At 65.0% G+C, this 25341-nt stretch carries 18 protein-coding genes and 2 pseudogenes; 11 read left to right on the top strand and 9 right to left on the bottom strand.

Annotated features, from left to right (window positions below; genetic code table 11):
• Positions 1–13 precede the first annotated feature (13 nt).
• Positions 14–2278, bottom strand: a complete 2265-nt coding sequence (locus OKW37_RS28465) for a CHAT domain-containing protein (protein ID WP_429402916.1) — start codon at positions 2276–2278, stop codon at positions 14–16.
• Between the two features lie 277 nt (positions 2279–2555).
• Here OKW37_RS28465 and OKW37_RS28460 point away from each other — a divergent pair, with 277 nt between their 5' ends.
• The 3 genes from OKW37_RS28460 to OKW37_RS28450 all read left to right on the top strand — a co-directional run bounded on the left by OKW37_RS28460 (position 2556) and on the right by OKW37_RS28450 (position 6896).
• Positions 2556–4526, top strand: a complete 1971-nt coding sequence (locus OKW37_RS28460) for a protein kinase domain-containing protein (RefSeq protein ID WP_429402914.1) — start codon at positions 2556–2558, stop codon at positions 4524–4526.
• A gap of 37 nt (positions 4527–4563) precedes the next feature.
• Positions 4564–6216, top strand: a complete 1653-nt coding sequence (gene mltA, locus OKW37_RS28455) for a murein transglycosylase A (protein ID WP_429402913.1) — start codon at positions 4564–4566, stop codon at positions 6214–6216.
• Between the two features lie 86 nt (positions 6217–6302).
• Positions 6303–6896 (top strand): ParB-like protein, encoded by a 594-nt coding sequence (locus OKW37_RS28450; protein WP_429402912.1) that lies wholly within the window; start codon positions 6303–6305, stop codon positions 6894–6896.
• Between the two features lie 199 nt (positions 6897–7095).
• On the opposite strand, the pseudogene OKW37_RS28445 reads toward OKW37_RS28450, so the two are convergent.
• Both OKW37_RS28445 and OKW37_RS28440 read right to left on the bottom strand, forming a co-directional pair.
• A pseudogene (locus OKW37_RS28445) lies at positions 7096–7530 on the bottom strand (type VI secretion system baseplate subunit TssG); the annotation flags it as partial.
• 721 nt (positions 7531–8251) lie between these two features.
• Complete coding sequence (locus tag OKW37_RS28440) at positions 8252–8548, bottom strand: hypothetical protein (RefSeq protein ID WP_184032152.1); 297 nt, start codon at positions 8546–8548, stop codon at positions 8252–8254.
• A 770-nt stretch (positions 8549–9318) separates the two neighbouring features.
• Here OKW37_RS28440 and OKW37_RS28435 point away from each other — a divergent pair.
• The 3 genes from OKW37_RS28435 (at position 9319) to OKW37_RS28425 (ending at position 12110) form a co-directional block, all read left to right on the top strand.
• Complete coding sequence (locus OKW37_RS28435; RefSeq protein WP_429402911.1) at positions 9319–10611, top strand: cation:proton antiporter; 1293 nt, start codon at positions 9319–9321, stop codon at positions 10609–10611.
• 411 nt (positions 10612–11022) lie between these two features.
• Positions 11023–11301: a DUF1488 family protein gene (locus OKW37_RS28430; RefSeq protein WP_184054657.1), complete on the top strand. Its 279-nt coding sequence runs from the start codon at positions 11023–11025 to the stop codon at positions 11299–11301.
• A 17-nt stretch (positions 11302–11318) separates the two neighbouring features.
• Positions 11319–12110 carry a phosphate/phosphite/phosphonate ABC transporter substrate-binding protein gene (locus OKW37_RS28425; protein WP_429353319.1) on the top strand — a complete coding sequence of 264 codons (792 nt, stop codon included), beginning with the start codon at positions 11319–11321 and terminating at the stop codon, positions 12108–12110.
• A gap of 33 nt (positions 12111–12143) precedes the next feature.
• Here OKW37_RS28425 and OKW37_RS28420 read toward each other — a convergent pair whose 3' ends face one another.
• The 4 genes from OKW37_RS28420 to OKW37_RS28405 are packed head-to-tail and all read right to left on the bottom strand — an operon-like array spanning position 12144 to position 17942.
• A complete protein-coding gene (locus OKW37_RS28420) occupies positions 12144–14213 on the bottom strand; it encodes an acetyl/propionyl/methylcrotonyl-CoA carboxylase subunit alpha (protein WP_429402910.1) in 2070 nt (689 codons plus the stop codon).
• A gap of 52 nt (positions 14214–14265) precedes the next feature.
• Entirely contained in the window at positions 14266–15051 is a 786-nt protein-coding gene (locus OKW37_RS28415) for an enoyl-CoA hydratase/isomerase family protein (RefSeq protein ID WP_429402908.1), read from the bottom strand.
• A gap of 49 nt (positions 15052–15100) precedes the next feature.
• Positions 15101–16708 (bottom strand): carboxyl transferase domain-containing protein, encoded by a 1608-nt coding sequence (locus OKW37_RS28410; RefSeq protein ID WP_187610722.1) that lies wholly within the window; start codon positions 16706–16708, stop codon positions 15101–15103.
• A gap of 52 nt (positions 16709–16760) precedes the next feature.
• Positions 16761–17942: an isovaleryl-CoA dehydrogenase gene (locus tag OKW37_RS28405; protein ID WP_429402907.1), complete on the bottom strand. Its 1182-nt coding sequence runs from the start codon at positions 17940–17942 to the stop codon at positions 16761–16763.
• Between the two features lie 247 nt (positions 17943–18189).
• Between OKW37_RS28405 and OKW37_RS28400 the strand changes: the two genes are divergently transcribed.
• The 3 genes from OKW37_RS28400 (at position 18190) to OKW37_RS28390 (ending at position 21317) form a co-directional block, all read left to right on the top strand.
• Positions 18190–18972 carry a TetR/AcrR family transcriptional regulator gene (locus OKW37_RS28400; RefSeq protein WP_187610721.1) on the top strand — a complete coding sequence of 261 codons (783 nt, stop codon included), beginning with the start codon at positions 18190–18192 and terminating at the stop codon, positions 18970–18972.
• Positions 18973–19011: 39 nt separating this feature from the next.
• A complete protein-coding gene (locus tag OKW37_RS28395) occupies positions 19012–19935 on the top strand; it encodes a DUF72 domain-containing protein (RefSeq protein ID WP_429402906.1) in 924 nt (307 codons plus the stop codon).
• Positions 19936–20198: 263 nt separating this feature from the next.
• Positions 20199–21317, top strand: a complete 1119-nt coding sequence (locus tag OKW37_RS28390; RefSeq protein ID WP_429402905.1) for a 3-deoxy-7-phosphoheptulonate synthase — start codon at positions 20199–20201, stop codon at positions 21315–21317.
• 244 nt (positions 21318–21561) lie between these two features.
• Here the strand turns inward: OKW37_RS28390 and OKW37_RS28385 are convergent, their stop codons facing one another.
• The gene (locus tag OKW37_RS28385) at positions 21562–21840 is read right to left on the bottom strand and encodes an HU family DNA-binding protein (protein WP_013092091.1); all 279 of its coding nucleotides are present in this window, start codon (positions 21838–21840) and stop codon (positions 21562–21564) included.
• Between the two features lie 349 nt (positions 21841–22189).
• On the opposite strand from OKW37_RS28385, the gene OKW37_RS28380 reads away from it, so the two are divergent.
• Complete coding sequence (locus OKW37_RS28380; RefSeq protein WP_429402904.1) at positions 22190–22573, top strand: hypothetical protein; 384 nt, start codon at positions 22190–22192, stop codon at positions 22571–22573.
• Positions 22574–22814: 241 nt separating this feature from the next.
• On the top strand, positions 22815–24788 hold the full coding sequence (locus OKW37_RS28375; RefSeq protein WP_429402903.1) for a putative bifunctional diguanylate cyclase/phosphodiesterase: 1974 nt from the start codon (positions 22815–22817) through the stop codon (positions 24786–24788).
• A gap of 27 nt (positions 24789–24815) precedes the next feature.
• Here OKW37_RS28375 and OKW37_RS28370 read toward each other — a convergent pair.
• Positions 24816–25274: pseudogene (locus OKW37_RS28370) on the bottom strand (DUF899 family protein); the annotation flags it as partial.
• Between the last annotated feature and the right edge of the window lie 67 nt (positions 25275–25341).

The raw sequence follows: 25341 nt of genomic DNA, 5'->3' as shown, positions 1-25341 counted from the left end.
GGGTTTGTTTGGTTCATCCCTGCTGCTGACGCGCGATGGTCAAACGCCAGCCACCCATCAGATCGAATGGCGCCCAGAAGAACGGATGCGCGAAGCGCGGCGTGTGCAGAACCGCCAGTTGCGCGGTGCGCATCGCGTCGATCGCGTCATGGCCTTGCGCGAGTTGCGCGTAGAAAGTGCGCATCGTCAGCGCGCTCGATTCGTCCGCGACTGGCCACATCGACACGATCAGGCTGGTGGCGCCGGCATAAAAGAACGCCCGCGTGAAGCCGAGAATTTCGTCGCCGCGCGCGATCCGGCCAAGCCCCGTCTCGCAGGCCGACAGCGTGACGAGCGAGACGTTGTTGAGCTTCAGGTTGTAGATGTCTTTCGCCAGCAGCGCGTCCGGGCCGTCGGCCGGCTGCGTCGCGGGCGCGAGCAGGATGCTCGAGTGCAACGGATCGATCGTGTCGGCCTGGGCGTGCGTCGCCACGTGCAACACGCGTCCGGCGGGCGCGTTGTCGCGAAAGCTCAGGCGCGTGGCATCGCTATGCAGAAACACCTCGTTGCGCGCGAACAGCGGCGCGATGCCCTGCACTTCCGCCTCGGCCCCTGGCAGCGCATAGGCAGGTGTGATGGTCGGATTGCCGAACGCGACCAGATCGCTCGCGATCTTCTGCTGGCGTTGCGCGAGTTGTACCGCGACGCTCGCCGATGGTTCGAGCGCGATCGCATGGCGTTCGATCAGAAAGCCGTCGGCATCGTGCAGCGCCTGAAACGGCAGATAGTGCAGCGCGCCGTGCGGCACGATGATGAGCCGCTCGTTGGCGCGCAAGCCGAGCGGCGCGATCAGCAACGCATCGAGCTTGTCGCCATAGGTCAGCGCGGCCGGTCGCCGGCGCACGATCGCATTGCGCAGGTCGGTCACGGCGGCCTCCATGTCCGCGCGCGCAATCGGCAAGGTGTGGCCGGTCAGGCCGTCGTTGCGCACCACCCAGACGATCAGCTCGTTGGGCAGACTGTGAAATTCGACGATCGCCTCGTTGGGCCGGAGCGCGCCGCGCGTCGCGGCAAGACTCGGCACCTGCCCGTTCAATTGACGGTCGTCGACGCCGGCGTCGACGCGGTTGCGCACGACGTCGAGCAGCGCACGCGCCCGGCTGCGTTCGGACAGGCTCCATGCGCTCTCGTAGTCGCCGGCTTCGACCGTCAGCGCGATGGCCTCTTCGAATACCGTTTGCGTGTCGCCGAACAGCGCCGTCTTGAACTCGTCGCTGCGAAACCGCGCGCGGATTTTCTCGGAGTCGTCGACGGCCAGCAGGTAGGCTTCGCGCGCATGCGGCTTGTCGCCGAGCGCGAGGTCGGCGCGGCCGATTCCTTCGTGGGCCCACAGGCGGTCGTAGTTGGCGTCGCTGGAATTGCCGCTTTGGCTCAACAGCGCTTCGAACGCGTGTTTCGCATCCTGGGGCTTGCCTTCGGCCAGCAGCAGATTGCCTTCGATGCGCCGGTAGGCGGGCGCGAGTTCCGCAGTGGCCGGTGCGCCGAGCGCATCGAAGGTTTGGCGCGCGCCAGGCGTATCGCCCTCGGCGAGCTGCGCGTTGATGATCGACATCAGCACCAGCGGTTTGTAACGCGGCGAGGCGGTCGTGAGCGCGTCTTCGTAGGCGGCCAGCGCCTGCTGCGGCTTGCCCCGGCGCAACGCGACATCGCCGAGCACCTTGTTGGCCGGAGCAAAGACCTGCTCGGGCGCCTTCGGCGTCGAAGCGAGCGCATCGCGGGCGTAGCGTTCGGCGTTGTCGAGGTCGCCGGCATAGCTGTAGGCGATCGCGAGATCGCGTTTGGACAGGGCCGCCAGATCCGCATTGTTGGTCTGCCCGGCCACTACCAGGGCGCGCGCCGCGGCATCGACGCTGTCGCGGAAGTCGCCGCGCTCGGCGGCCGCGACGGACATGCTGCAATAGTCGTAGGCAGGGAGTTTGACGCGGTCTCGCGACAGCAGCAGACGTCCCTCGGACGTCAACGTGTTGATCGTTTCGGCGTCGCGTTCGCGTTCATCGGCCTGACGAAAGCCGAACGACTCGGGCGCAAGGGCCACGGCGCTCGCGGGCCGCGCCGCGGCGGCGGACGTGCCAGCGGCCAGCGTATTGCCCGCCGCGCCCAGCAGCATCGAGCCCATGACGAGCGCGCCCGTGATCCACGCGGCGTCGATCCGGTGTGCCCATGCGACGACCGCGCGCCGCGAGTCGCGTCGCACGACGCGGTGTGCCATCCCGCTCGATAAGCCTTGGCGCTCGTTCACTTCAACTTCCTGCAAGAAGGCAAAAGGAAGCGGCTGGGATGGAATGCGCGTACAACCCGCAAGCTGCACGCAGCGGTTGACTAACACCGTATAGACGAATCCGGCCGGCCGATTTTGAAACCGGCGGCCGCACGCGGACCATCGCTCAGGCACGCGCGCCCGCCTGATTTCAAAAAATGACCCGCTCGTTCGTCTTAAAGACGGACGCGCCTGCGCGTGAGGGTGGCGCTCGCGTGTGCCGGGCTCTGCCGTCGTACCCTCCAGGGAGCCAAAGCCGATGAGCAGCCCCGACGACAAAACCGTGATCGTGCAACGGGCGTCCGGACCGGACGGCCAGCAGAACCCCGCCGAAGCGGCGGACGCCGATCGCACAGTCGTCACGCGCCCCGCCGCGCAGGGTTCGAACGCGCAACATGCGCTGCCCGCCGGCACACGGCTCGGCGAGTTCGAGATCGTCGATCTGATTGGCGAAGGCGGCTTCGGTATCGTCTATCTCGCCTACGACACCCAGCTAGGACGTCACGTCGCGCTGAAGGAATACATTCCCGCTGCGCTGGCCTCGCGCGTCGGCGCGGCCGAAGTGTCGGTCCGCTCGGAACGTCATGAAGACACCTTTCGCGCCGGCCTGAAAAGCTTCATCAACGAGGCTCGGCTGCTCGCCCGCTTCGATCATCATTCGCTCGTCAAGGTGTACCGGTTCTGGGAGGCCAACGGCACCGCGTACATGGTGATGCCGTACTACGAGGGCGTGACGCTGCGCGACGGCTTGCGCCGCATGAGCGCCCCACCCGATGAAGCATGGCTGCGCGCCCTGCTCGCGCCGCTGCTCGAAGCGCTGGCGGTATTGCATGCGGCGCAGTGCTATCACCGCGACATTGCGCCGGACAACATCATGCTGCTCAAGGGCAGCGGCCGCCCCGTGCTGCTGGACTTCGGCGCGGCGCGGCGCGTGATCGGCGACATGACCCAGGCCTTGACGGTGATCCTGAAGCCCGGCTATGCGCCCGTCGAGCAATATGCCGAAGTGGCCGCCTTGAAACAGGGGCCGTGGACCGATGTGTACGCACTCGCCGCGGTCATCTATTTCGCGATTCAGGGCAAGACACCGCCGCCCTCGGTCGGCAGACTGATGAGCGACACGTATGTGCCGCTCGCCACGGCGGCGGCCGGCCGCTATAGCGAGCGGTTCCTGCGCGCGATCGACCATGCGCTCGCGGTCCGCCCCGAACAGCGCCCGCAAAGCGTTCAGGCGCTGGCGAACGAACTGGGCATTGCCATCGATACGCGTGATGACGCCGATGCGGCGATCGAACCCACGACTCGCGCTTCCGTCGAGACAGCGGGTACCAATGCGCCGCGAACAACGACGGCCGCGACAGTCGAGGCGAAGCGCAATGAGCCAGGCACAGCGGCCATTCCTGCGGCTGGCGGTAGTCAAAAGAAACGCACGGGCTTGATCGCAGCAGGTGCCGTTTGCGTCGTGGCGCTCGCGGCGGTCGGTACGTGGTTAGCCATGCGTTCGCCACCGGCCGCGAGCCCGGCTGTCACGGCAAGCACGGATGCGCGCGACACGGCTGCGCCGACGCCTGGAAATGCCGCTCAAAGCCCGGCAGCCGTTGCTGCTGTTGCCCCGGTTGCCCCGGTTGCCCCGGTTGCTCCTGCCTCGCCCGCCACGGTTGCCGCGCCCGCCACACCACCCGCGCAGGCCGACAACCTCGCGCCCTTCACCCCCGCGAGCGAACTCGAGCGAATCGTGACGCTGGCCGATCCATCGATTCAGGTCACCGCCACACCGCGCAGCACGTCCGCCACGATCGGCAAGGATTATCTGCAGTTCAAACTCGACAGCAACCGCGCGGGCTACGTGTATGTGTTCATGGTCGATCCGGACGGTCAGTACCTGATGCTGTTTCCGAACGGACTCGATCGCAACAACCGGATCGCCGCCGGTCAGACGCTGTCGTTGCCGCGCGCCAGTTGGCCGATGCTGGCGGGCAACCCGCCCGGTCCCAACCACTTTCTGACGCTCGTATCGACGACACCGCGCGATTTTTCCGACGGTGGATTGAAGTCCGCGGCGCCGTTCCAGTCATTCCCCGCTGATGCCCAGCAGCAAGCGGCCGCGCGTCGCGGCCCGCGCTACTCGCCGTTCGCGGGCAAGCCGCGTTGCCCGGCAGGCACGGCGGATTGCACCGGCGCGTTCGGCGCCGCCACGTTCACCATCGATGCCGTCAAGCCGCCAGGCTAGCACGCGCGACGTTCGCGATGGTCCGCAAGGAGGCCGCATGCAACGGGCTCGGCTTCTCCTGCTTGCGCTGACAGCCACGCTCGCGGCTTGCGCGAGCAACACGCCCGCGACCAGCGTCATCCTGGGGGACACGAGCCATACCGCGACATCGCCGGTCGAGCAGGCGGCGCCGACGGCGCAAGCATCGCCACCCGCGCCGCCGAGGATGCCTGGGCCGACGCCGGCTCCCCTAACGACACACGCGACGGTCTCGGGCACGTCCACCGGCTCCAATAACCCGCGTCCCAAGGCTGCGTTGAGCGGCGGCTTCGCCACGCGCCACGCTTACTACGAGCCGATCGCTTTCGCCGACCTGCCCGGGTGGGACACGGACGACGTCACCGCGTCATGGGAAGCGTTTCGCCGCAGCTGCACCGTGCTCGGCGCGCGCAGCGGCTGGTCGGAACCGTGCAATGCCGCGCGAGCGGTGGACGTTGGCGACGTCGCGGCGATCCGGCGATTCTTCGAAACGTATTTCCACGCGTACCAGATCCGCAATCCCGACCGCTCGCTCGACGGTACGATGACCGGCTACTACGAGCCGCTGCTCAATGGCAGCCAGCAGTACGGCGGCGCCTATCTTTATCCGGTCTATGGCACGCCGGCCGACATGCTCTACCTCGACGCGCGGCGCCTGCCGGACCGCGCGCGAGGTGACGTGAGCGCGGCTCGCATCGATGGACGTAACGTGATCCCGCTCAGCGATACGACGAGTGGCGACCTCAAAGGCGTCTACGCGCTGGATCTGCGCGATAGCGTGCCGGATATCCGCGACAAGAAGATTCGACTGCGGCTCGATGGCGGGCGCATCGTGCCGTACTACACCCGCGCCGAGATCGAGCGCGGCGCACTGAAGGCGCCGATCCTCGCCTATGTCGACGACCCCGTGATGTTGTACTCGATGCAGTTGCAAGGCGCGGGCAAGGTCCGCATGAGCGACGGCTCGATTCGCCGCTTCGCCTATACGGAACAGAACGGCCGGCCGTTCCTGCCGCCGCTCGCGCACAGCGGCAACGCGACGGCCGGCGCGCGCAAGCTCGTCGTGCGCGGCATGGAGATGGAGGTCGACATCAGCGGCGACGGCGCGCCCGCTACGAGCAACGAAGGCAAGGCGGCGCCCGCCGACGGTGACGATGGCGAACCCACGTCGCCGTTGCTGCGCGGTTTCACCCTGGCGACGACCACGCCGAAACCTCATCCCGTGTATGCGGTTTCGGATCCGAGCTATGTGTTCTTTCGTGTGATCCCCGATTCACCGAACGGTCCGCTGGGCGCGTTGGGCGTGCCGCTGTCGGCGGGCCGCTCGGTGGCCGTCGATCCGCGCACCACGCCGCTCGGCGCGCCGGTATTCGTGTCCACGCGTGACGACCCTCAGGCACCCGGCGCGATCAACCGCCTGATGCTCGCGCAGGATTCGGGCGGTGCGATTCAGGGCGCCGTCAGAGCCGACTACTTCTACGGCTCCGGTCAAACCGCGCAGACCCAGGCGAGCCACACCAAAGAGCGGCTGCGCATGTGGGTGCTGCTGCCCAAGGGATTGCGCATCGCCGCGCAGCAGACGTCGTTGAAAACGCGCGGCGGCAGGCCTGCCGCGTCTGATGCGGATTGTCTGGTCAGCGATCCGGTGCTGTGTGTGGACGATGCGCCGTAGACGTCTGGCGGAAAGTGGGCGACGGCTCGCCCGGGGGCATGAAATTTGCGGGAGCCGCGTCATCGCATCCAGACAAGGAGACCGACATGGACACGCGGCAAATCGAAGAGCTCCGTCCCACACAAATGACCCACGGCGCGCGGGAGGTCCGCGAAAAAGCCCGCCAATACCGGTCCCTGAGCAACCATGACCTGGAGATGGCGATCGCCGAAAAGCCGATACCGGTCGTCTGCGGACCCAACGGCATACCGTTCGCGATCGATCATCACCATGTGGCGGCGGCGCTGTGGCAGGTGGGCGTGCGCTCGGTTCCGGTCGTGCTGGTGCGGGATCTTTCGTCGTACACGTGGGCATCGTTCTGGCTCAGCATGGAAAACCAACGATGGACCTTTCCGTATGACGCGCAAGGCATGCGCCGGCCGTTTGCCGAATTGGCGGAGCACGTGTGGGAAATGAAGGACGATGAATACCGAAGCCTCGCGGCAGCGGTCCGCGATGCCGGCGGCTATGAAAAAACCAGTGTCCCGCTGGAAGAATTTCGCTGGGCCGACTTCTTTCGCGCGACGTTGCCGCGGCCCGATAGCGACGAGAAGTTCACAGCCTTGCTCAAGGAAGCCTTGAAGCTGGCCAGGAGCGACTCTGCATTGGGGCTACCGGGCTATCTCGGTCGCACGGATTGAGTCGGCGGCCCACTTAATCGTGGGCCGCACTGCCCGCCGGCACTAGAAACTGATCCATCAACGAGATCTTCAACGGCTTGTCCGCATCGAGCTTCTTCTTCCCTATCACATACTTCCAACCATCCCCGCTACCCGGATTGCGATAGAACGCGACGACCGCCACATAGTTCGTGTCGGCCCGCATCGGCTGCGACAGGCTTGCCGACGCACCCGCGAGCCCTTCAGGTGTGCGCGTTCGCTGGATCAGCAGACCGAGCAGCGCGAGCATCCGCGAATCGGACAAGCCGGCGCGTTGCGGCTTGTCGCCCCAGCCAAAGGCGGCGAGGCACAGCAGATTGCGCGAATGCGCATCGCTGCCGCCCGCGCGAAAGCTTTCCGGATAGCGGTACTTCTTCCACGCCCGATACAGCAGCGTGACGAAACGATGATTGAACCGATCGAGAAAGGCCTCGACCGCTTCGTGCCCTTCCTCGCGCATCACGATCTCGTCGATCATGTGCGACGGCATCGCCGCGTCGACGCCGTAAAGACCCATGAACGTCGTGCGCACGGTCGGCGCCGCGGCATTGACCAGAGAATCCAGATCAGCATCGAATTCGACTCCGGCGATCTCGCCCGCCGGAAAGCCTGTGCGCGCATGCTAGTCGAATCCGACGCTACGATTCAGATTTATTCGCGAATTCGCCGGTCGATTCGACCGCGACATTTGTTCACAGTTGCTCGGCGGATAACTGGCTATAGTAGGCAAGGTCGATCACGGGTCCGATCGACCTTCCCAGACAGGCATTGAGTCTGTCCTTCGGCAGCCTCGATCACGCCTCGTGTTCGAGGCTTTTTTCCTTGCTGCCCCGTTAGCAAGCGATCACGTGGCCAGTGTGCCGTCCGCCGCATTCATGCGCGCGGGCCGTTCGTGAGGATCGGGACTATCGGTCTGAGTCGTCCCCGCCACGGAGACAATAACGGCAAACAGAAAGAATTTTAGAATAAGCATCATTTGTTCCGCTTGCTTTTTCACCCGCATTTGACACAGCCGACATAAATCGCGAGCTAAACATGCTCTTTTCGTGCGGATGTGGCAGTGCATTACCGAGCGCCCGCAATGTCGACTGACAAAAAAAATCCCGCACAGGGGGGCGGGATTAAAACAACAGGACGCTGAGGAGACGAGCACGCCCTGCCTGAGACCCACACGCACCGCGGGGATACACGTGGTTATTTCGACGCTCGCCACGACCGACAACCGTAGTCGACGGTCAACGATCGCGAGCGCTTTGAAATGCCGGGACCGCTTGGGCACCCCTGTGCGCGATCACGCTGCCGCGTGGCACCACGGCGCCGAGCGCCCCGTGTGGAACTCAGGCCGCCTTGCGCGCGAACCCATCGCCCATCACGCTCACCACGTCGTCGACGACCCGAGTGGCGGCCGCGAATCCAGCCGCCAGCACTTCCCGCAGATCGGTCGACGAACGACCGGGCACCGAAGCTACCCGGAAAGCGGTCGACCACTCGCCGCCGATCAGCCGCGTCTTCAACGTGACGCTCGCCACGTACGCGCGCCGCGCCGTGGCACTGCCGACACGGGTGGACATATCGGTCGCGCGCAACGCGTTGACCACGATGTCGAATCCCCGATAACGATAGGTTTGCTCCATGCTCTTCTCCGTCTTCACCCATTGCTACACAACAGCATTTCGCCATGTATCGATGCTGCATCATTCTCGACTCGCGTTTGTCAACAATTGTCATATCCCGGGCGATTCCCGGTTAGGGCTTTCCCTGCTCTCGACCTGCCAATTCCGGCGTCAACGATGCTCAATGACGAGCAAAACAGTTTTACTGTGAGATTAGATATATGCTTTACAGATTTTGGAACAATGAATCACAAGGCTCCATGCAATGTGAAGTCATCGGACCGGCAAATTCGGATTACAGATTCATACCGTTTATTCAGATTCGATTGAATAGCCTCGACGAATCAAGCCCCGCGAACCATCTCGAAATAAAAAGCTATATCTCAAAATAAAGACCGGAACTCCTCCGGCGCTTCAGTAGTCCGAACACTGCCATTGCCCATCGTGGTGCCCTCTGGCGAGCCTGGCTCCGCCCGGTTCGCCGTCATCCGCTCGTGGTCCGATAAAAAGCACGCTGCGTCTGGCCGCATCGTCCGCTGCGTTTGAATAAAGCGTCCGTCCCGGTACGTCGCTCGATCGCCAGCGGCAAAGATCGTGTCATTACAGACCGCAGATCGCTTATCGGATTGAATGAGCCTGAATAAGGAATTGCTGGTGAAACATCTCGCTGGTTCAATATCGCAATTGTGTCGGCATTCTCTGCCTGCCTGTTTTATGCCTTGTCGCGCGAGTTACCTCGGTGCCACCGTGATCACGCGTTCGCGCCGCCGCGAAGCGGGAGAGCGTGCACGATGAGCGTCTTCCAGATTGCCGGTGCGCTGTTCGCCATCGTCGCGCTGTTCGGCGTCCTCAATTATCGATTCATCAGGTTGCCCGACACGCTCGGCATCACCGCGGTCGGGCTCGTCGTCTGCGTCGGCATTTCTGCGCTCGGGTTCTACTATCCGGCGATGGCGATCGCCGCGCGCAAGATCGTCGTGCAGATCGATTTTGCCGACATCGTGTTTCACGGCCTGCTAAGTCTGCTGCTGTTCGCCGGCGCGCTGCACGTCGATCTGTCGAAGATGCGCACGCAGCGGCGCGCGGTGCTGATGCTCGCGACGATCGGCGTATTGATTTCGATCGCGGTGGTCGGCTTCGGCTTTTACTACGCGGCGCAATGGCTCGGCCAGCCGGTGAGCCTGCTGTGGTGTCTCGTGTTCGGCGCGCTGATCTCGCCGACCGATCCGATCGCGGTACTCAGCGTGCTCAAGCGCGCGGCGGCGCCCGAAAGCCTCGAAACCAAGATTACCGGCGAATCGCTGTTCAACGACGGCACGGCCGTCGTCGCATTCGTCACGCTAGTCGGACTCGCGACCGGCGCGAACGAGTTTTCCGCGGGCGCGATCGCATTCGATCTGCTGCGCGAAGTCGCCGGAGCGCTCGTGCTCGGCGCGGCGCTCGGCTTCGGCGCGTCGCTGCTGCTGCGAGGTATCGACAGCTATCCGGTCGAAATCCTGATCACACTCGCGCTCGCGACCGGCGGCTATAGTCTCGCCGAAGCGCTGCACGTGTCAGCGCCTCTCGCGGTCGTGATCATGGGGCTCGTGATCGGCAATCACGGCGCGTCGACGTCGATGTCGGAGAAGACGCGCGAGCATCTGTTCAACTTCTGGGACCTGCTCGACGAGTTGCTCAATCTCGTGCTGTTCGGGCTGATCGGACTCGAAATCATTGCGCTGTCGCTGCGCGTCGAGATCGTTTGGCTCGGGCTCGCGGCGATTCCGGTCGTGCTGTTCGCGCGCGGCGTCAGCGTCGCGATTCCGCTGCTCGCGCTGCAGAACTTCCGGCGGCTCAGTCCGCATTCGGCTGTCGTGCTGACGTGGGGCGGACTGCGCGGCGGCATCTCGATTGCGCTCGCGCTGTCGCTGCCGGAGTTTCACGGACGCGAAATGTTCATCGGCGTCACGTATCTCGTCGTGGTATTCAGCCTGCTGATTCAGGCGACGACATTGGGCCCGCTGATCCGTCGGCTCAATATCCCGGGCGCTCACGCAACCCGGCCAGCCCCGCCGGACTCATCGCCTGCACAAAACGCGCGCTAATCGTAAAGTGGATACCTACGCCGATCTGCACCGCGAGATTGGTGAGAAAATCCAAACACAGTCCGAGACCGGCGCGAGCGGCTCTCGCGTCGATTTCGACATTGGATTGGAGCGCCCGATTTAAGCATTTTCTGAGCAGTGCCGCCGCGATTCTGACCCGGGGCGGCCCACCAGCAGGCGAGACCGATGGCGAGTCGAACCGCCGCCGCCTCCCTCCGGCCACGGTTCACGCCGCGGCCCTGGCTCGGACTTCAACGAGTCCGCCGCCAGTTTCTGGCTTACTTTCCGCCAGCTTCCGGACCGTCGCGCCTGCCGCGGCGCCGGGCATTTGGCCGTCAATGCCGGTTCTCCCACATACCTGGCAGGCGCGGTTTGTCATCCTGTCGATTCAGGCGTCCGAAGGAGTTCGCCATGTCGGTCTATGTCGATGAAGGGTTCCGGCCCTGTGTGACGGAATGCGCGACGGTCGCGTTCCGCGTGTGCTGCGACGATCGTGCGCAGATTTTTGAAGTCAGCGCCGACGCGCTGGTCGAGTTCTGTGGCGCCGTGAGCCGTCGCAGGCAGGACCTGTTGGTCGCGTTCGAGGATGCGCAGGACGAGATCCTCTCCGTAGCCGCGCAGCGATGGCAGTTCACGCCGAGCGAGCCGGTGCGGCTCGGTCTCGACGAATTCAAATTAGTCAGACATTAGGCGCGAGAAACGCCTTCATGAGCTGGATCGCCGCCCTGCCGATGTACAACGTGACACCCGCGCTCGACCTCGAATGGCGCGAGTGGCTCGACGACGTGCTGCGCCGGGTCAAGCCCGCGTGCCGCATCGTCGAACCGGACGAGGAACTGCACGGCTTCTGGCGGCGCCCGAATCTGCTGATTTCCCAGACCTGCGGTTATCCGCTGATGCAGGGGCTGCACGCGCAGGTGCAATTGGTCGCGACACCCTGCTTCGATGCGCCCGGCTGCGACGGCGCGCATTACTCGAGCGTACTGGTCACGCGCGCCGACGCGCGCTTCGACTCACTCGCCTCGTGCCGAGGCGCACGCGCCGCCTACAACCAGGACGATTCAAACAGCGGCATGAACGCATTTCGTCACGCGGTCGCGCCGCTCGCGCGCGCCGGCATGTTCTTCGGCGCGGTGCTGCGCACGGGCTCGCATGTCGGCTCGCTGCGCGCGGTCGCGGACAATCGCGCGGACGTCGCCGCGATCGACTGCGTGACCTTCGCCTTCGTTTGCGACGTGCTGCCGGAACTCGCGGGGCGCGTGCGCGCGATCGGCATGACCGCCGCCTCGCCGGGCTTGCCGCTGATCGCCGCGGCCAATGTGCCGCCCGCCACGATCGCCGCGTTGCGCGACGCGTTGAACGAGGCGCTGAGCGTCCGCCCCGAGCGCGCAAAACGCCTGCGTTTAAGGGGTTTTTCGACGTTGCCGCTGACCGACTACGCGCGCATCGGCGAGCTGGAAAGCGAAGCGCGCGCCGCGGGCTACGAGCGGCTCGCTTGATTCACCTACTCGCTCATCTGCCACTCGACGCGCTTATTCACCCGCCTGCTGCACCTCCAGCACCAGCAGTTGCGCGCCGTCGGTGACCTGATCGCCGACCGCATACAGCACCTCGGTGACCGTGCCCGCCGCCGGGGCGCCGATCGTATGCTCCATCTTCATCGCTTCCATCACGATCAGCGGCGCGCCCTTCTCGACCACCGCGCCTGGTTCGACCAGCACCGCAATCACTTTGCCCGGCATCGGCGCGGTCAGACGGCCTTCGCCGTGCTCGGCATCCGCGGCATGCGCGAGCAGGTTCTGCCATTCGAATGCGAGCGTCTCGCCATGGCAGAACACGTGGAACCTGTCGCCGTCGACGAATACACGCCCCGTCACGCGCGCATCGCCGATCGTCGCGCGGAATTCATGGGCGCCCGCGCCGACCGACCATGTGAAGTCCTCGCGCACGCCGTCGTGTTCGAGTGTTTGCACAAGCGCTTGCGTGTCCCCGTTGCGCGCGAAAACGACCGTGAACGCGTCGGGGCTGTCGTCGTTGGCGCCGTCGTCGATCACGCGCCAGCCGAGCGTTTGCGTGTAGCCGCTATTGAGCCGCCAGTGCGACAGCGCGTCCCACGGCGACGCGCCGTGCGCGGTGCCGCCCTCGCGCGTCAACAACGCGGCGCACGCGAGCGCGAGCGCTTCCTTGAACGGCTTTTGTGCCGGCGCGAACAGCACGTCGTGATGACGCTCGATCAAACCGGTGTCGAGCTCGCCGCTCGCGAACGGCTCGCTCGCGACGATGCACCGCAGAAACTCGACGTTCGTGTGCGGCCCGACCACCTCGCAGGCATGCAGCGCACGCGCGAGGCGCGCCAATGCCTCCTCGCGCGTCGCGCCGTGCACGATCAGCTTGGCGATCATCGGATCGTAGAACGGCGTGATCGTGTCGCCCTCGCGCACGCCGCTGTCGAGACGCACCGGCGCCTTGCGGCCCGGCTCGCCGAGCCCGGCCGCGTCGATCGCGAACTCGACGCCTTCGGGCATGCGCAGATGCTTGAGCGTGCCGGTGGACGGCAGGAAGCCGCGCGCCGGATGCTCTGCGTAGATGCGCGCCTCGATCGCGTGGCCGTCGAGCTTCAACTGCTGCTGGGTGAGCGGCAAACTCTCGCCCGTGGCAACGCGCAACTGCCATTCGACGAGGTCCTGCCCCGTCACCATCTCGGTGACGGGATGCTCGACCTGCAGCCGCGTGTTCATCTCCATGAAATAGAACTCGCCGGTCGGCGTCATGATGAACTCGACCGTACCCGCGCCAACGTAGTTGACCGCGCGCGCGGCGGCCACGGCCGCTTCGCCCATCGCGCGCTTGACCTCGGCCGAGAGCCCCGGCGCGGGCGCTTCCTCGAGCACTTTCTGATGACGCCGCTGCACCGAACAGTCGCGGTCGAACAGATAAACGGCGCCGCCATGCCGATCGGCGAACACCTGGACCTCGACGTGACGCGGCCGGGTCAGATACTTCTCGATCAGCACGCGATCGTTGCCGAAGCTGCTCGCCGCCTCGCGCTTGCACGACAGCAGCGCGGCCGCGAAGTCCGCGCTGCGCTCGACCACGCGCATGCCCTTGCCGCCGCCGCCTGCGCTCGCCTTCAGCAGCACCGGATAGCCGATCGTGTCCGCCTCGCGCTGCAACAGCTGCGGCTCCTGGTCGTCGCCGTGATAGCCGGGCACGAGCGGCACCGCGGCCGCGTGCATCAGCGCTTTCGCGGCGGCCTTCGAGCCCATCGCGGCAATCGCTTCGACCGGCGGTCCGATAAAGACGATGCCGGCCGCCTCGCACGCATGCGCGAAGTCTTCGTTTTCCGAAAGAAAGCCGTAGCCCGGATGCACGGCCTGCGCGCCGGTCGCGCGCGCCGCTTCGATGATCCGCTCGATGCGCAGATAGCTTTGCGCCGCCGTCGAACCGCCGATATGCACCGCTTCGTCGCAGGCGGCGACGTGTTTCGCGTTGGCGTCGGCGTCCGAATAGACGGCCACGCTCGCGATGCCGAGCCGCTTGCAGGTCGCCGCGACGCGGCACGCAATTTCACCCCGGTTGGCGATCAGGATCTTGTTGAACATGAGTGTCTCGATGAAATGGGCGGTACGGGGCGATGGTTGTTAGCGGAGCATGTCAGTTGCGCCAGCCCGGCGTGCGCTTTTCGAGGAACGACGCCACGCCTTCGCGGCCCTCTGCGCCGGCCCGCGTTTTCGCAATCCGCACGGCGGTGTCCTCGATCAGCGCGTCGCTCAACTCGCGGCCCGCGATGTCCTGCACGAGCCGCTTGCAGGCGCGCACCGCTTGCGGGCCGTTCGCGCACAGCGTCTGCGCGAGCTGCGCGACTATCGCATCGAGCTGCTCGGCGCTCACCGCTTCGCTGACCAAACCCAGCCGCAACGCGCTCGCGCAGTCGAACGCCTCGGCGGTGAGGAAGTAGCGCCGCGACGCCTGCTCGCCGAGCGCACGAATCACGTATGGCGCGATCGTCGCGGGAATCAGCCCGAGCCGCGCCTCGGACAGGCAGAAGTGTGCGCTGTCGACCGCGACGACGATATCGCACGCGGCAATCAGGCCCATGCCGCCCGCGTATGCGTCGCCGCTCACGCGCGCGATCACCGGCTTGTTGCAGCGATATACCGCCGACAGCATGCCGGCGAGCCGCATCGCGTCGGCGCGGTTCTCGTCGTCCGAGTAGCCGGCCATTTTCTTCATCCAGTTCAGGTCGGCGCCCGCGCAGAACGCCTTGCCGTTCGCGGCGAGCACGACCGCGCGCACGTCGTCGCGCGTGTCGAGCGCGGTGAATGCGGCAGTCAGCTCGGCAATCATCGTTTCATTGAACGCGTTGCGCACGTCCGGACGATTGAGCGTGACCGTCGCGATCTGGCCGGCAAGCTCGACCTTCAGCGTTTCGTATTGCATGCGTAGCACTCCTTCGCCTTGCGTCGTCGCGTCGCGGCGCCGTGGGCCATCACATTCTGAACACGCCGAAACGCGTGTCTTCGATCGGCGCGTTCATCGCCGCCGACAAACCCAGCCCAAGCACGTCGCGAGTTTGCGCGGGGTCGATCACGCCGTCGTCCCACAACCGCGCGCTCGCGTAGTACGGATGGCCCTGACGCTCGTATTGCTCGCGGATCGGCTGCTTGAACGCCTCTTCTTCCTCCGCGCTCCAGTTGCCGCCCTTCGCTTCGATGCCGTCGCGCTTGACGGTGGCGAGCACCGACGCGGCCTGCTCGCCGCCCATCACCGAGATGCGCGCGTTCGGCCACATCCACAGGAAGCGCGGCGAATACGCGCGGCCGCACATGCCGTAGTTGCCCGCGCCGAACGAGCCGCCGATGATCACCGTGAACTTCGGCACCTTCGCGGTCGCGACCGCGGTGACCATCTTCGCGCCGTTCCTCGCAATGCCTTCGTTTTCGTACTTGCGGCCGACCATGAAGCCGGTGATGTTCTGCAGGAACACGAGCGGAATCTTGCGCTGGCAGCACAGCTCGATGAAGTGGGTGCCCTTCAGCGCCGACTCCGAAAACAGAATGCCGTTGTTCGCGACGATGCCGACCGGATGCCCCCAGATATGCGCGAAGCCGCAGACGAGCGTGGTGCCGTAGCGCGCCTTGAATTCGTCGAACGCGGAATCGTCGACGATACGCGCGATCACTTCGCGGATATCGAACGGCTTGCGCGTGTCGACCGGAATCACGCCGTAGATGCTCTGGGTGTCGTAGCGCGGCGGCTTCGGCTCCTGCAATACGAGCGGCGCCGGCTTCACGCGGTTCAGATGGCCGACGATGCTGCGCGCGATCCCGAGCGCATGCGCATCGTTCTGCGCAAGATGATCGACGACGCCCGACAGACGCGTATGCACGTCGCCGCCGCCGAGATCTTCGGCGCTGACCACTTCGCCGGTCGCGGCTTTGACGAGCGGTGGGCCGCCGAGAAAAATCGTCCCCTGGTTCTTGACGATGATCGACTCGTCGCTCATCGCCGGCACATACGCGCCGCCCGCGGTGCACGAGCCCATCACGACGGCGATCTGCGGAATACCCGCGGCCGACAGATTCGCCTGGTTGTAGAAGATGCGGCCGAAGTGATCGCGATCGGGAAATACGTCGTCCTGATTCGGCAGATTCGCGCCACCCGAGTCGACGAGGTACACGCACGGCAAGCGGTTTTCGCTGGCGATTTCCTGCGCGCGCACGTGCTTCTTCACGGTGACCGGATAGTAGGTGCCGCCCTTCACGGTCGCGTCGTTGCAGACGATCACGCACTCCTGTCCCGCGATCCGGCCGATGCCGGTGATCACGCCGGCGCCCGGCGCGTCGTCGTTATACATGCCGTACGCGGCGAGTTGCGACAGTTCGAGAAACGGCGTGCCCGGATCGAGCAGTTGCGCGATCCGCTCGCGCGGCAGCAGCTTGCCGCGGCTCGTGTGCTTGTCGCGCGCGGCCTGGCCGCCGCCCTGCGCGAGTTGCTCGATCTTCGCGCGCAAATCGGCGACGAGCGCTTCGAGCGCCGCCGCGTTCGCGCGAAAGTCGTCCGAGCGTGGGTTCAGTTTCGATTCGATGATCGGCATGACGTCGCTTCTCCAAAGTGCGGCGTATTGAGGGGGCTCACGCGCGCTTGTATCACAGCGTTTCGGCAAACAGCTCCCGGCCGATCAGCATGCGACGAATTTCGCTCGTGCCCGCGCCAATTTCATAGAGCTTCGCATCGCGCCACAGACGACCGACCGGATACTCGTTGATATAGCCATTGCCGCCGAGAATCTGGATCGCCTCGCCAGCCATCCAGGTCGCCTTTTCGGCCGTGTACAGAATCACGCCCGCGCAGTCCTTGCGGAGCTGGCGCGCATGGTCGTTGCCGAGCGTGTCGAGTTGGCGGCCCACCGCATACAGATACGCGCGGCATGCCTGCAGCGTCGTGTACAGATCGGCGACTTTGCCCTGGATCAGTTGGAATTCGCCGATCGACTGGCCGAACTGCTTGCGGTCGTGGATATACGGCACGACCGCGTCCATCACCGCGACCATGATGCCGGTCGGGCCGCCCGCGAGCACCGCGCGTTCGTAGTCGAGACCGCTCATCAGCACGTTGACGCCGCCGTTCAATGCCCCAAGGATATTTTCCTCCGGCACTTCGACGTCCTGGAACACCAGCTCGCCGGTGTGCGAGCCGCGCATGCCGAGCTTGTCGAGCTTCTGCGCGACCGAGAAACCCTTCATGCCCTTCTCGACGATGAACGCGGTAATGCCGCGCGAATTCGCTTCGGGATCGGTCTTTGCATAGACGACCAGGGTGTCGCAGTCGGGGCCGTTGGTGATCCACATCTTGGTGCCGTTCAGCACGTAACGATCGCCCTTCTTCTGGGCGCGCAGCTTCATGCTGACCACGTCCGAGCCCGCGTTCGGCTCGCTCATCGCGAGCGCGCCGACGTGCTCGCCCGACACGAGCTTCGGCAGATACTTGCGCTTCTGCGCGTCGGTGCCGTTGCGATGAATCTGGTTCACGCACAGGTTCGAATGCGCGCCGTACGACAGGCCAACCGATGCCGACGCACGCGAAATTTCCTCCATCGCGACCATGTGCGCGGTATAGCCCATGTTCGCGCCGCCGTACTCTTCGGAAACCGTCATGCCGAGCACGCCGAGGTCGCCGAACTTGCGCCACAGGTCCATCGGGAACTGATCGGTGCGATCGATTTCCCCGGCGCGCGGCGCGATTTCTTTGGCGGCGAACGACGCAATGCTGTCGCGCAGCATTTCGATCTCTTCGCCGAGCGGGAACTGCAAACCGGGCAGATTGGGCATTGCGGTGTCTCCTGAGTTCGTGGGCGGCCGTTGGTGGAGCGCGAAGCGGCACGCGAAAGCATGTCAACGCGCATTTCACGCCAGATTGACGTATGCGTCAATAGGTATTTCTGAGTGTTACTCAGAAATTTACAAACCCGCATTAGCTGGCCGATTCGGTGCTACGATCGCGTTCATCGGGCATAGACGCAGCGTTCAAACGCCAGCTCGAGCCCCAATCCGCACCAAAAATCTGAATTTTACTCATATGACGGTTGCCGAGAAGGCCGGATTGCCTGTCTCGCGTCGCCAGCCGGCCGGACGCAAGTCGCAGCAGCGCGTGAAGGAGATTCTTCAGGCGGGGCGCGACGTGTTCTCCGAAAAGGGCTACGAACGCGCGACGACTGCGGAAATCGCGCAGCGCCTGGGCGTTTCCGAGGCGACGGTGTTCAGCTACTTTCGCGGCAAGCGCGAGTTGTGCGCTCGTGTCATCGGCGATTGGTACGACGAGATCATCGACGCGATCGAAGCGGGCCTGCCGCGCGACGGCAACGTGCGCCAGCAGTTCGCGTTCATCGTGCGCATGCATCTGCGGCTGATGCTCGTGAATGGCACCGATCTGTGCGCGCTGGTGCTGTCCGAAGGGCGCGCGCGGCATCACGAACTGAGCGAAGCGCTGACCGAACTGCAGCGCCGCTACACCGCGCCGTTGATGCGCGTGCTCGCGCAAGGCCAGCAAAGCGGCGAGATTCGCTCCGACATGCCGCTGCGCCTGTTGCGCTCGATGGTGTTCGGCCCGATGGAGCATGTGCTGTGGGACGCGACGCTGACGAACCGGCAGATCGATATCGACGCCACCGCCGATCAGCTGATCGACGTGCTGTGGGTCGCGCTGACGCCGCCCGACCTCGCGCTCGGCGCGTTGCAGCGCTTTCGCGTGGAAGTGGCCGCAGCGAGCCGTCGTTTCGACGAAGCCAGCGCCGCGGCCGGCGAAGGCAAGGCCGAGGCCCCCGGCCCGGCAAGCGCCGCGCGCCGCGAGAAAAGCGGCTAATCTACGAGCTTTCCCGCCGCAGCCCGAAGGAGAGCCCAAGTGCCCGCAGCGACAAGCGCGAAGGAAAGCAACAAGCGAAGCGAGAAGTCTGGCGAAGAACGCGGCGACAAACCGAAAGCCGCAAAGAAAGCGCCAACGAAAAAATCAACCGAAACGTCGTCCGGATCCACGTCCGCCGCACGCATTCGCATCGGCATCGGCGGCTGGACCTATGCGCCGTGGCGCGGGCCGTTTTATCCGGAAGACCTGACGCAAAGCCGCGAACTCGAATATGCGAGCCGGCATCTGACGTCGATCGAAATCAACGGCACGTTTTACGGTTTGCAGAAACCGGCCAGCTATGAGAAGTGGTATCAGGAGACGCCCGACGATTTCGTGTTCTCGCTAAAGGCGCCGCGTTACGCGACCAACCGCAAGGTGCTGGCCGAAGCCGGCGACACGATCGAGCGATTCTTCGCAAGCGGCGTGCTGCTGCTCAAGCAGAAGCTCGGGCCCATCAACTGGCAGTTCGCGCCGACCAAAAAATTCGACGCCGACGATTTCGAGGCCTTTCTGAAGCTGCTGCCCGCGAGCATCGAAGGACAGAAGCTGCGGCACGCGGTCGAGGTTCGTCACGATTCGTTCAGGACACCGGAACTCATCGCGCTGGCGCGCAAGTACAAGGTCGCGGTCGTGCTCGCGGCCGACAGCGAGTATCCGCAGATCGCCGACATCACCGCGCCGTTCGTCTACGCGCGCATCATGGGCACGAGCGAAAAGCAAGCCAAAGGCTATTCGACGAAAGCGCTCGACGCATGGGCCGAACGCGCGCGCCAGCTCGCCGCGGGCACCACGCCCGACGATCTCGAGACCTGCGCGGAGCCGCCCGCGAAAGCCGCCACGCGCGACGTCTATCTATATGTGATCAGCGGCTTCAAGGAGCGCAATCCGGCCGCCGCGATGGCGTTGCTCAAGAAGCTCTGAATCCGCCGCGCCGCCTGCCCGCCGGTCCACCTGCCATGAGGCCGGCGCGGGTGTCATAATCGCGCCAGCGCATCCGTGCGCGGTCGCGTCGGCTTCGCGTCAAGCCCGACGCAAGACCTTGCGTCAAACCTCGCCCGAGGCACGCAGTAACCCAACCCGCACGGTCCACGTCAAACCCACGCGGCGCCCGCACGCCCTCATCGCGGCGGCGCTCGCATAATCAGGCGGCAAGGCCGCCTCATCAACCGATTGCGGAGAACATCTTGAGCGCCCTCGACAATCCCCTGCACGATCAGGAAGTCGGCTCGGCCGACGCCACCCAGGACACCACGCGCATCGACGACGTGCGCATCGGCGCGGTCCGTCCGCTGATTTCCCCCGCGCTGCTGCAGGACGAACTGCCGGTGCCGCCCGCGGTGCAGTCGCTGGTCGAGACGACTCGCGTCGAAATCGCCGACATTCTGCACAGCCGCGACGACCGGCTCGTGCTGATCGTCGGCCCCTGTTCGATTCACGACCACGACCAGGCGATCGAATACGCGCGCAAGCTGAAGGCCGCCGCCGATCACTACCGGGACGATCTGCTGATCGTGATGCGCGTGTACTTCGAGAAACCGCGCACGACGGTGGGCTGGAAAGGCTACATCAACGATCCGCGTCTGGACGGCAGCTTCCGCATCAACGAAGGCCTGCGTCTCGCCCGGCAATTGCTGCTCGACATCAACGGTCTGGGCCTGCCCACGGCGACCGAGTTTCTCGACCTGTTGAGCCCGCAATACATCGCCGATCTGATCGCGTGGGGTGCGATCGGCGCGCGCACGACCGAGAGCCAGAGTCATCGTCAGCTCGCGTCGGGACTGAGCTGCCCGATCGGCTTCAAGAACGGCACCGACGGCGGCGTGCAGATCGCCGCCGACGCGATCGTCGCGGCGCGTGCGAGCCACGCGTTCATGGGCATGACGAAAATGGGCATGGCCGCGATCTTCGAAACGCGCGGCAACGACGACGCGCACGTGATCCTGCGCGGCGGCAAGAAAGGGCCGAACTACGACAGCGCGTCGGTGCAGGCGACCTGTGAAGCGCTGGGTTCAGCGGGTCTGCGCGAGCAGGTGATGATCGACTGCTCGCATGCGAACTCGAACAAATCGCACTTGCGGCAGATCGAGGTCGCGGACGATATCGCGCGGCAACTGTCGGAGCGCGAGCGCCGCATCATCGGTGTGATGCTCGAAAGCCATCTGGAAGAAGGCCGTCAGGATCTGAAGGCCGGTGTGCCGTTGCGTTACGGCGTGTCGATCACGGATGCCTGCGTGAGCTGGGCGCAGACCGAACCGGTGCTCGCCGCGCTCGCCGAGGCAACCCGCAAGCGTCGCGCGGGCTGACAGGGCAACGCACGGACCGCCCGATCGCGATGGCCGCGGCGGGTCCGCTTTAGACTCGATCGAAGCCGGTCGAGCCCACGAACGCCTGGCTCAAGGAGCCAGACACACGCGCCGCACCAGCTGCCGGCGAATCGCCTGGCCGGGTTGGGCAGCGCGTGATCCTCACGCCCGACGCATCACTCACGCGCGCCTCACAGCGGGGCTGCGGCGCGCATCGCGAATGCTCCGGCGTGAAGCGCGTTGCTTACGACGCGTTGACGGCTTCCTTGAACGCCTTGCCTGCGGTGAACTTCACCGTCTTGGCCGCGGCGATCTGGATCTCTTCGCCCGTTGACGGATTGCGCCCCACGCGTGCCGCGCGCGCGCCGGTCGAGAACGAACCGAAACCGACCAGTTGCACCGTATCGCCGCTCACCACGGCCTTGGTCACTGCCTCGACGATCGCGTCGATGGTCTGGCCGGTTGCCGCTTTGCTTTCGCCCGTCGCTGCGGCGACTGCATCAATCAGTTCCTGTTTGTTCATAGCACTTCCCGTATGGTAATCATGGAACCGGCGCCCTCTGAGGCGCCGGGACCGACACACTAACGCATAGGCGCACCTTCGCGCAAACCCTTGGTGTAAGGCTTGTATCAAGGCGGAGGCGCCGTTTTGACGTTTTTGCGCCCCAAACTGCCATAAGAATCGCGAGCTTATGCGCGCGCGCCGCCTCATGAGCATTCGCCGCGCATCACAATCCGTTGCAATTTCAGTACTTTAGGTCGCGTTACGCGATCCCGCGCCGGCTTCCCGATGACGATAGCCCTTTTCCCGATGCGCGGGCGCACCATTTGCGACACATGTCACAAGTTAACTATCGGCAAGACATAAAGAAGTGAGAATTCGCCACTTTGCAACATGCGCGCTGCTCGCCGCGTTGTCGTCGGCGGCGGCCGCGGCCGACGACAACGCGTGCGCGACCCTCGTCGGTGCGACGAACTCCAGCGCCGCGCAGAGCTTTTCGCTACGCGACGGCGAACCGGTCGACTTCGTTGGCGGCGGAAAAACCGTGCACGGCAAGCTGCTCGTGTTCAGCGACGGCGACGTGTTTCGCGCGTACTGGCAGCCGGATGACAGCCCGGAAAAATACGTGCTCGCGAATGCTGGCGCCGACGCGGTCCGGCTCGTCGCGGCCGCGCCGCGTGGCACGCCCGCGCCGGCCGGCCAGCCCGGCACCGCCATGCGGCCGCAGCGGGTGCTGTCGTGCCCCACGCTTTGAGCATGCGCGAAGGCCGCCTTTTGCTCGAGTCTCGCGATCGGCATCCGGCACAAACGTCTGGTTCCAGCGCCGCCGACACGCGCCGCCAGGTAGTACTTACCGCCCGACTATCCGTAAGCGCGCAGCAGGTTTCACGGACCCTTGACTGCGATGCTCCGTTACCCCTTTGAGCGCTCAAGTTAATCAGCCTCGCGCCGATATAAACAGCTGCGTTTAGCGCGCAAACGTTAAAGGGATGGCGATGGCTTGGCTTGCGAGATTGAAGAAGGTACTGTCGGTCGCCGAGGGTGACCGGGAGCTGATGCGTGCGCAGTTGCACGCGTTCCGCCGCCAGGTACCGCTGCTCTACTTCATCCTGCTCGTCAACACGGCGGCGGTGGCGGCGACGCATCTGGACAGCGCGCCGGCCTGGCTGTCGATGTATGTGCCCGGCACGCTCGGCGCGCTGTGTGTGTATCGCTGCGTGCGCTGGTGGCGCAAACGCAACCATAAGATGACGGACGCTCAGGCGGTCCGCGAATTGCGCAGCGTGACATGGATCGTCGGCGTGTTCGGCGTCGCGTTCAGCGGCTGGTCGGTGCTGCTGTTTCCGTACGGCACCGCCTACCAGCAGGCGCAGGTCGCGTTCTATATGGCGACGACGCTGGTCGGCAGCATGTTCTGCCTGATCCATCTGCGCAAGCCCGCGCTTCTGCTGCTTTGCATCGTCATCCTGAGTTTCTCCGGCTTCCTCGTGTCGAGCGGCTCGCCGGTGTTCTTCGCGATGGCCGTCGACATGGCGCTGGTCGGCGTCGCGCTCGCGGCGGTCATCCAGCTTTACTGGCGCACGTTTGCAGACGCGGTGCACGCGCAACGCGAACTGCAGGCAAGCCAGCACAACACCCAACGGCTCAGCGACGACAACTACCGGCTCGCCAGCATCGACAGTCTGACCGGCCTGCCGAACCGGCGCAGTTTCTTCGCGGCGCTGAGCGCGATATCGGAGCAGGCGCTCGAAACCGGTGGCGGCTTCAACGTCGGCCTCATCGATCTGGACGGCTTCAAGCAGGTCAACGACATTTACGGTCACGCGAGCGGCGACCTCGTGCTGCAGGAAGTCGGCACGCGGCTCGTGTTGATCGGCGAAACGGGCCTGATGTTCGCGCGTCTGGGCGGCGATGAATTCGGCGTGCTCGTGCGCCACAAGGTGTCGAACGAAGCGCTGGTCGAGTTGGGGCAGCGTATCTGCGATGCGCTCAGCCAGCCTTATCAAGTCGCCGACAATGTCGCGGAGCTGTCGGGCACGATCGGCTGGGCCGCGTTTCCCGACGCGGGCTCGACGGTCGCGCAGGTGTTCGAACGCGCCGACGCCGCGCTCTATGTCGGCAAGGAAAACCGCCGCGGCATGCCGGTGATTTTCTCGACCGAACACGAAACGCAGATGCGGCGTCTAAGCCTCGTCACGCAGGAGCTGCGCCATGCGGACCTCGAAGCGGAACTGTTCCTCGAGTTCCAGCCGATCTACGATCTGCTCACGCGCCGGCCGATCGGCCTCGAAGCGCTCGGTCGATGGCACAACGCGCGGCTCGGCATGGTCAGGCCGGAGGAATTCATTCGGATTGCAGAGCGGACCGAGCTGATCCTCGGCATCACCGACGTGCTGCTGCGCCAGGCGCTCGCCGAGGTCGCGCACTGGCCCGCCGATCTGTATCTGTCGTTCAATCTGTCCGCGATCGATATCTCGACGTCGGCGCGCGCGCGCCGCCTGATCGACATCGTCGCGGCAAGCGGCGTGTCGCCGCATCGCGTGACGTTCGAAATGACCGAAACCGCGTTGACGCGCGATTTCGAGCAGGCGCACAGCGCGATGACGATGCTGAAGCAGGCCGGCTGCCGGCTGTCGCTCGACGATTTCGGCACCGGCTATTCGAGCCTCAGCTACGTGCATCGGCTGCCATTCGACGCGATCAAGATCGACCGCAGCTTCGTGAGCGACGTCGATACCAACAGCGCCTCGAAGAAGATCATCAAATCCGTGATCGACCTATGCCGCAACCTCGGGCTCGAATGCGTGGTGGAAGGACTCGAAACGCCGTTGCAGGCCCAGGTCGTGAAGGCGCTCGGCGCGCGCGCGGTGCAGGGCTATCTGTTCAGCCTGCCGATGCGGGCGAGCGCGGTCGGCACGTTTCTGTGGACCGCGCTCGCCCAGAGCCACGCGGCGCAGACGCATTCGTAGCGCTCGATCGCTCCATGGCAGCGCCGCTCAATACGCCAGCTTCGGATACCAGTCGGTGCCACGGCCGCCCGGCGTCATGTCGAGGATCGTCCACAACGGCATCGGATCGGGCGCGCCGCGCGGATCCTGTCCGGGGTCCGACGTCGACGGCCCCATCTCCTCGGCCCAGAAGTGCCGCACGACGCCGCCCGTGCGCGTGAATACGTTCAGCGCGGGAAGGTCGTCGCCGGCGGGATCTTCGGCCGCGTAATCGCGATTGAACGTGTTGCCGCCCGACGAATACAGCCGCAGATGCCGCCAGCCGCGCTCCTGCCTGAACGCGACGAGCCTGTCGATCGGCGAGCGGCCGATCACCGCGAACGCGACGCGCTGCAGGATATCGGGCATTTCGCCGTCCCACGCGCTCAGTAGCGACGTGCACATCGGGCACGGCCGCGCGCGTTGCGGTCCGAACATCCAGTTGTAGGTCACGAGCGTGTCGTGCGCTATGCGTTAGTTCGGGGTATTGACATCACACAAAATTAGGTTCACGGTACTGACGTATTGACACGAA

It is taken from the genome of Paraburkholderia sp. MM5482-R2 (assembly GCF_050436125.1).
Lineage (GTDB): Bacteria > Pseudomonadota > Gammaproteobacteria > Burkholderiales > Burkholderiaceae > Paraburkholderia > Paraburkholderia tuberum.
Note: the sequence above shows the minus strand (reverse complement) of the source record. Positions and strands in the feature narration are given on the sequence as shown.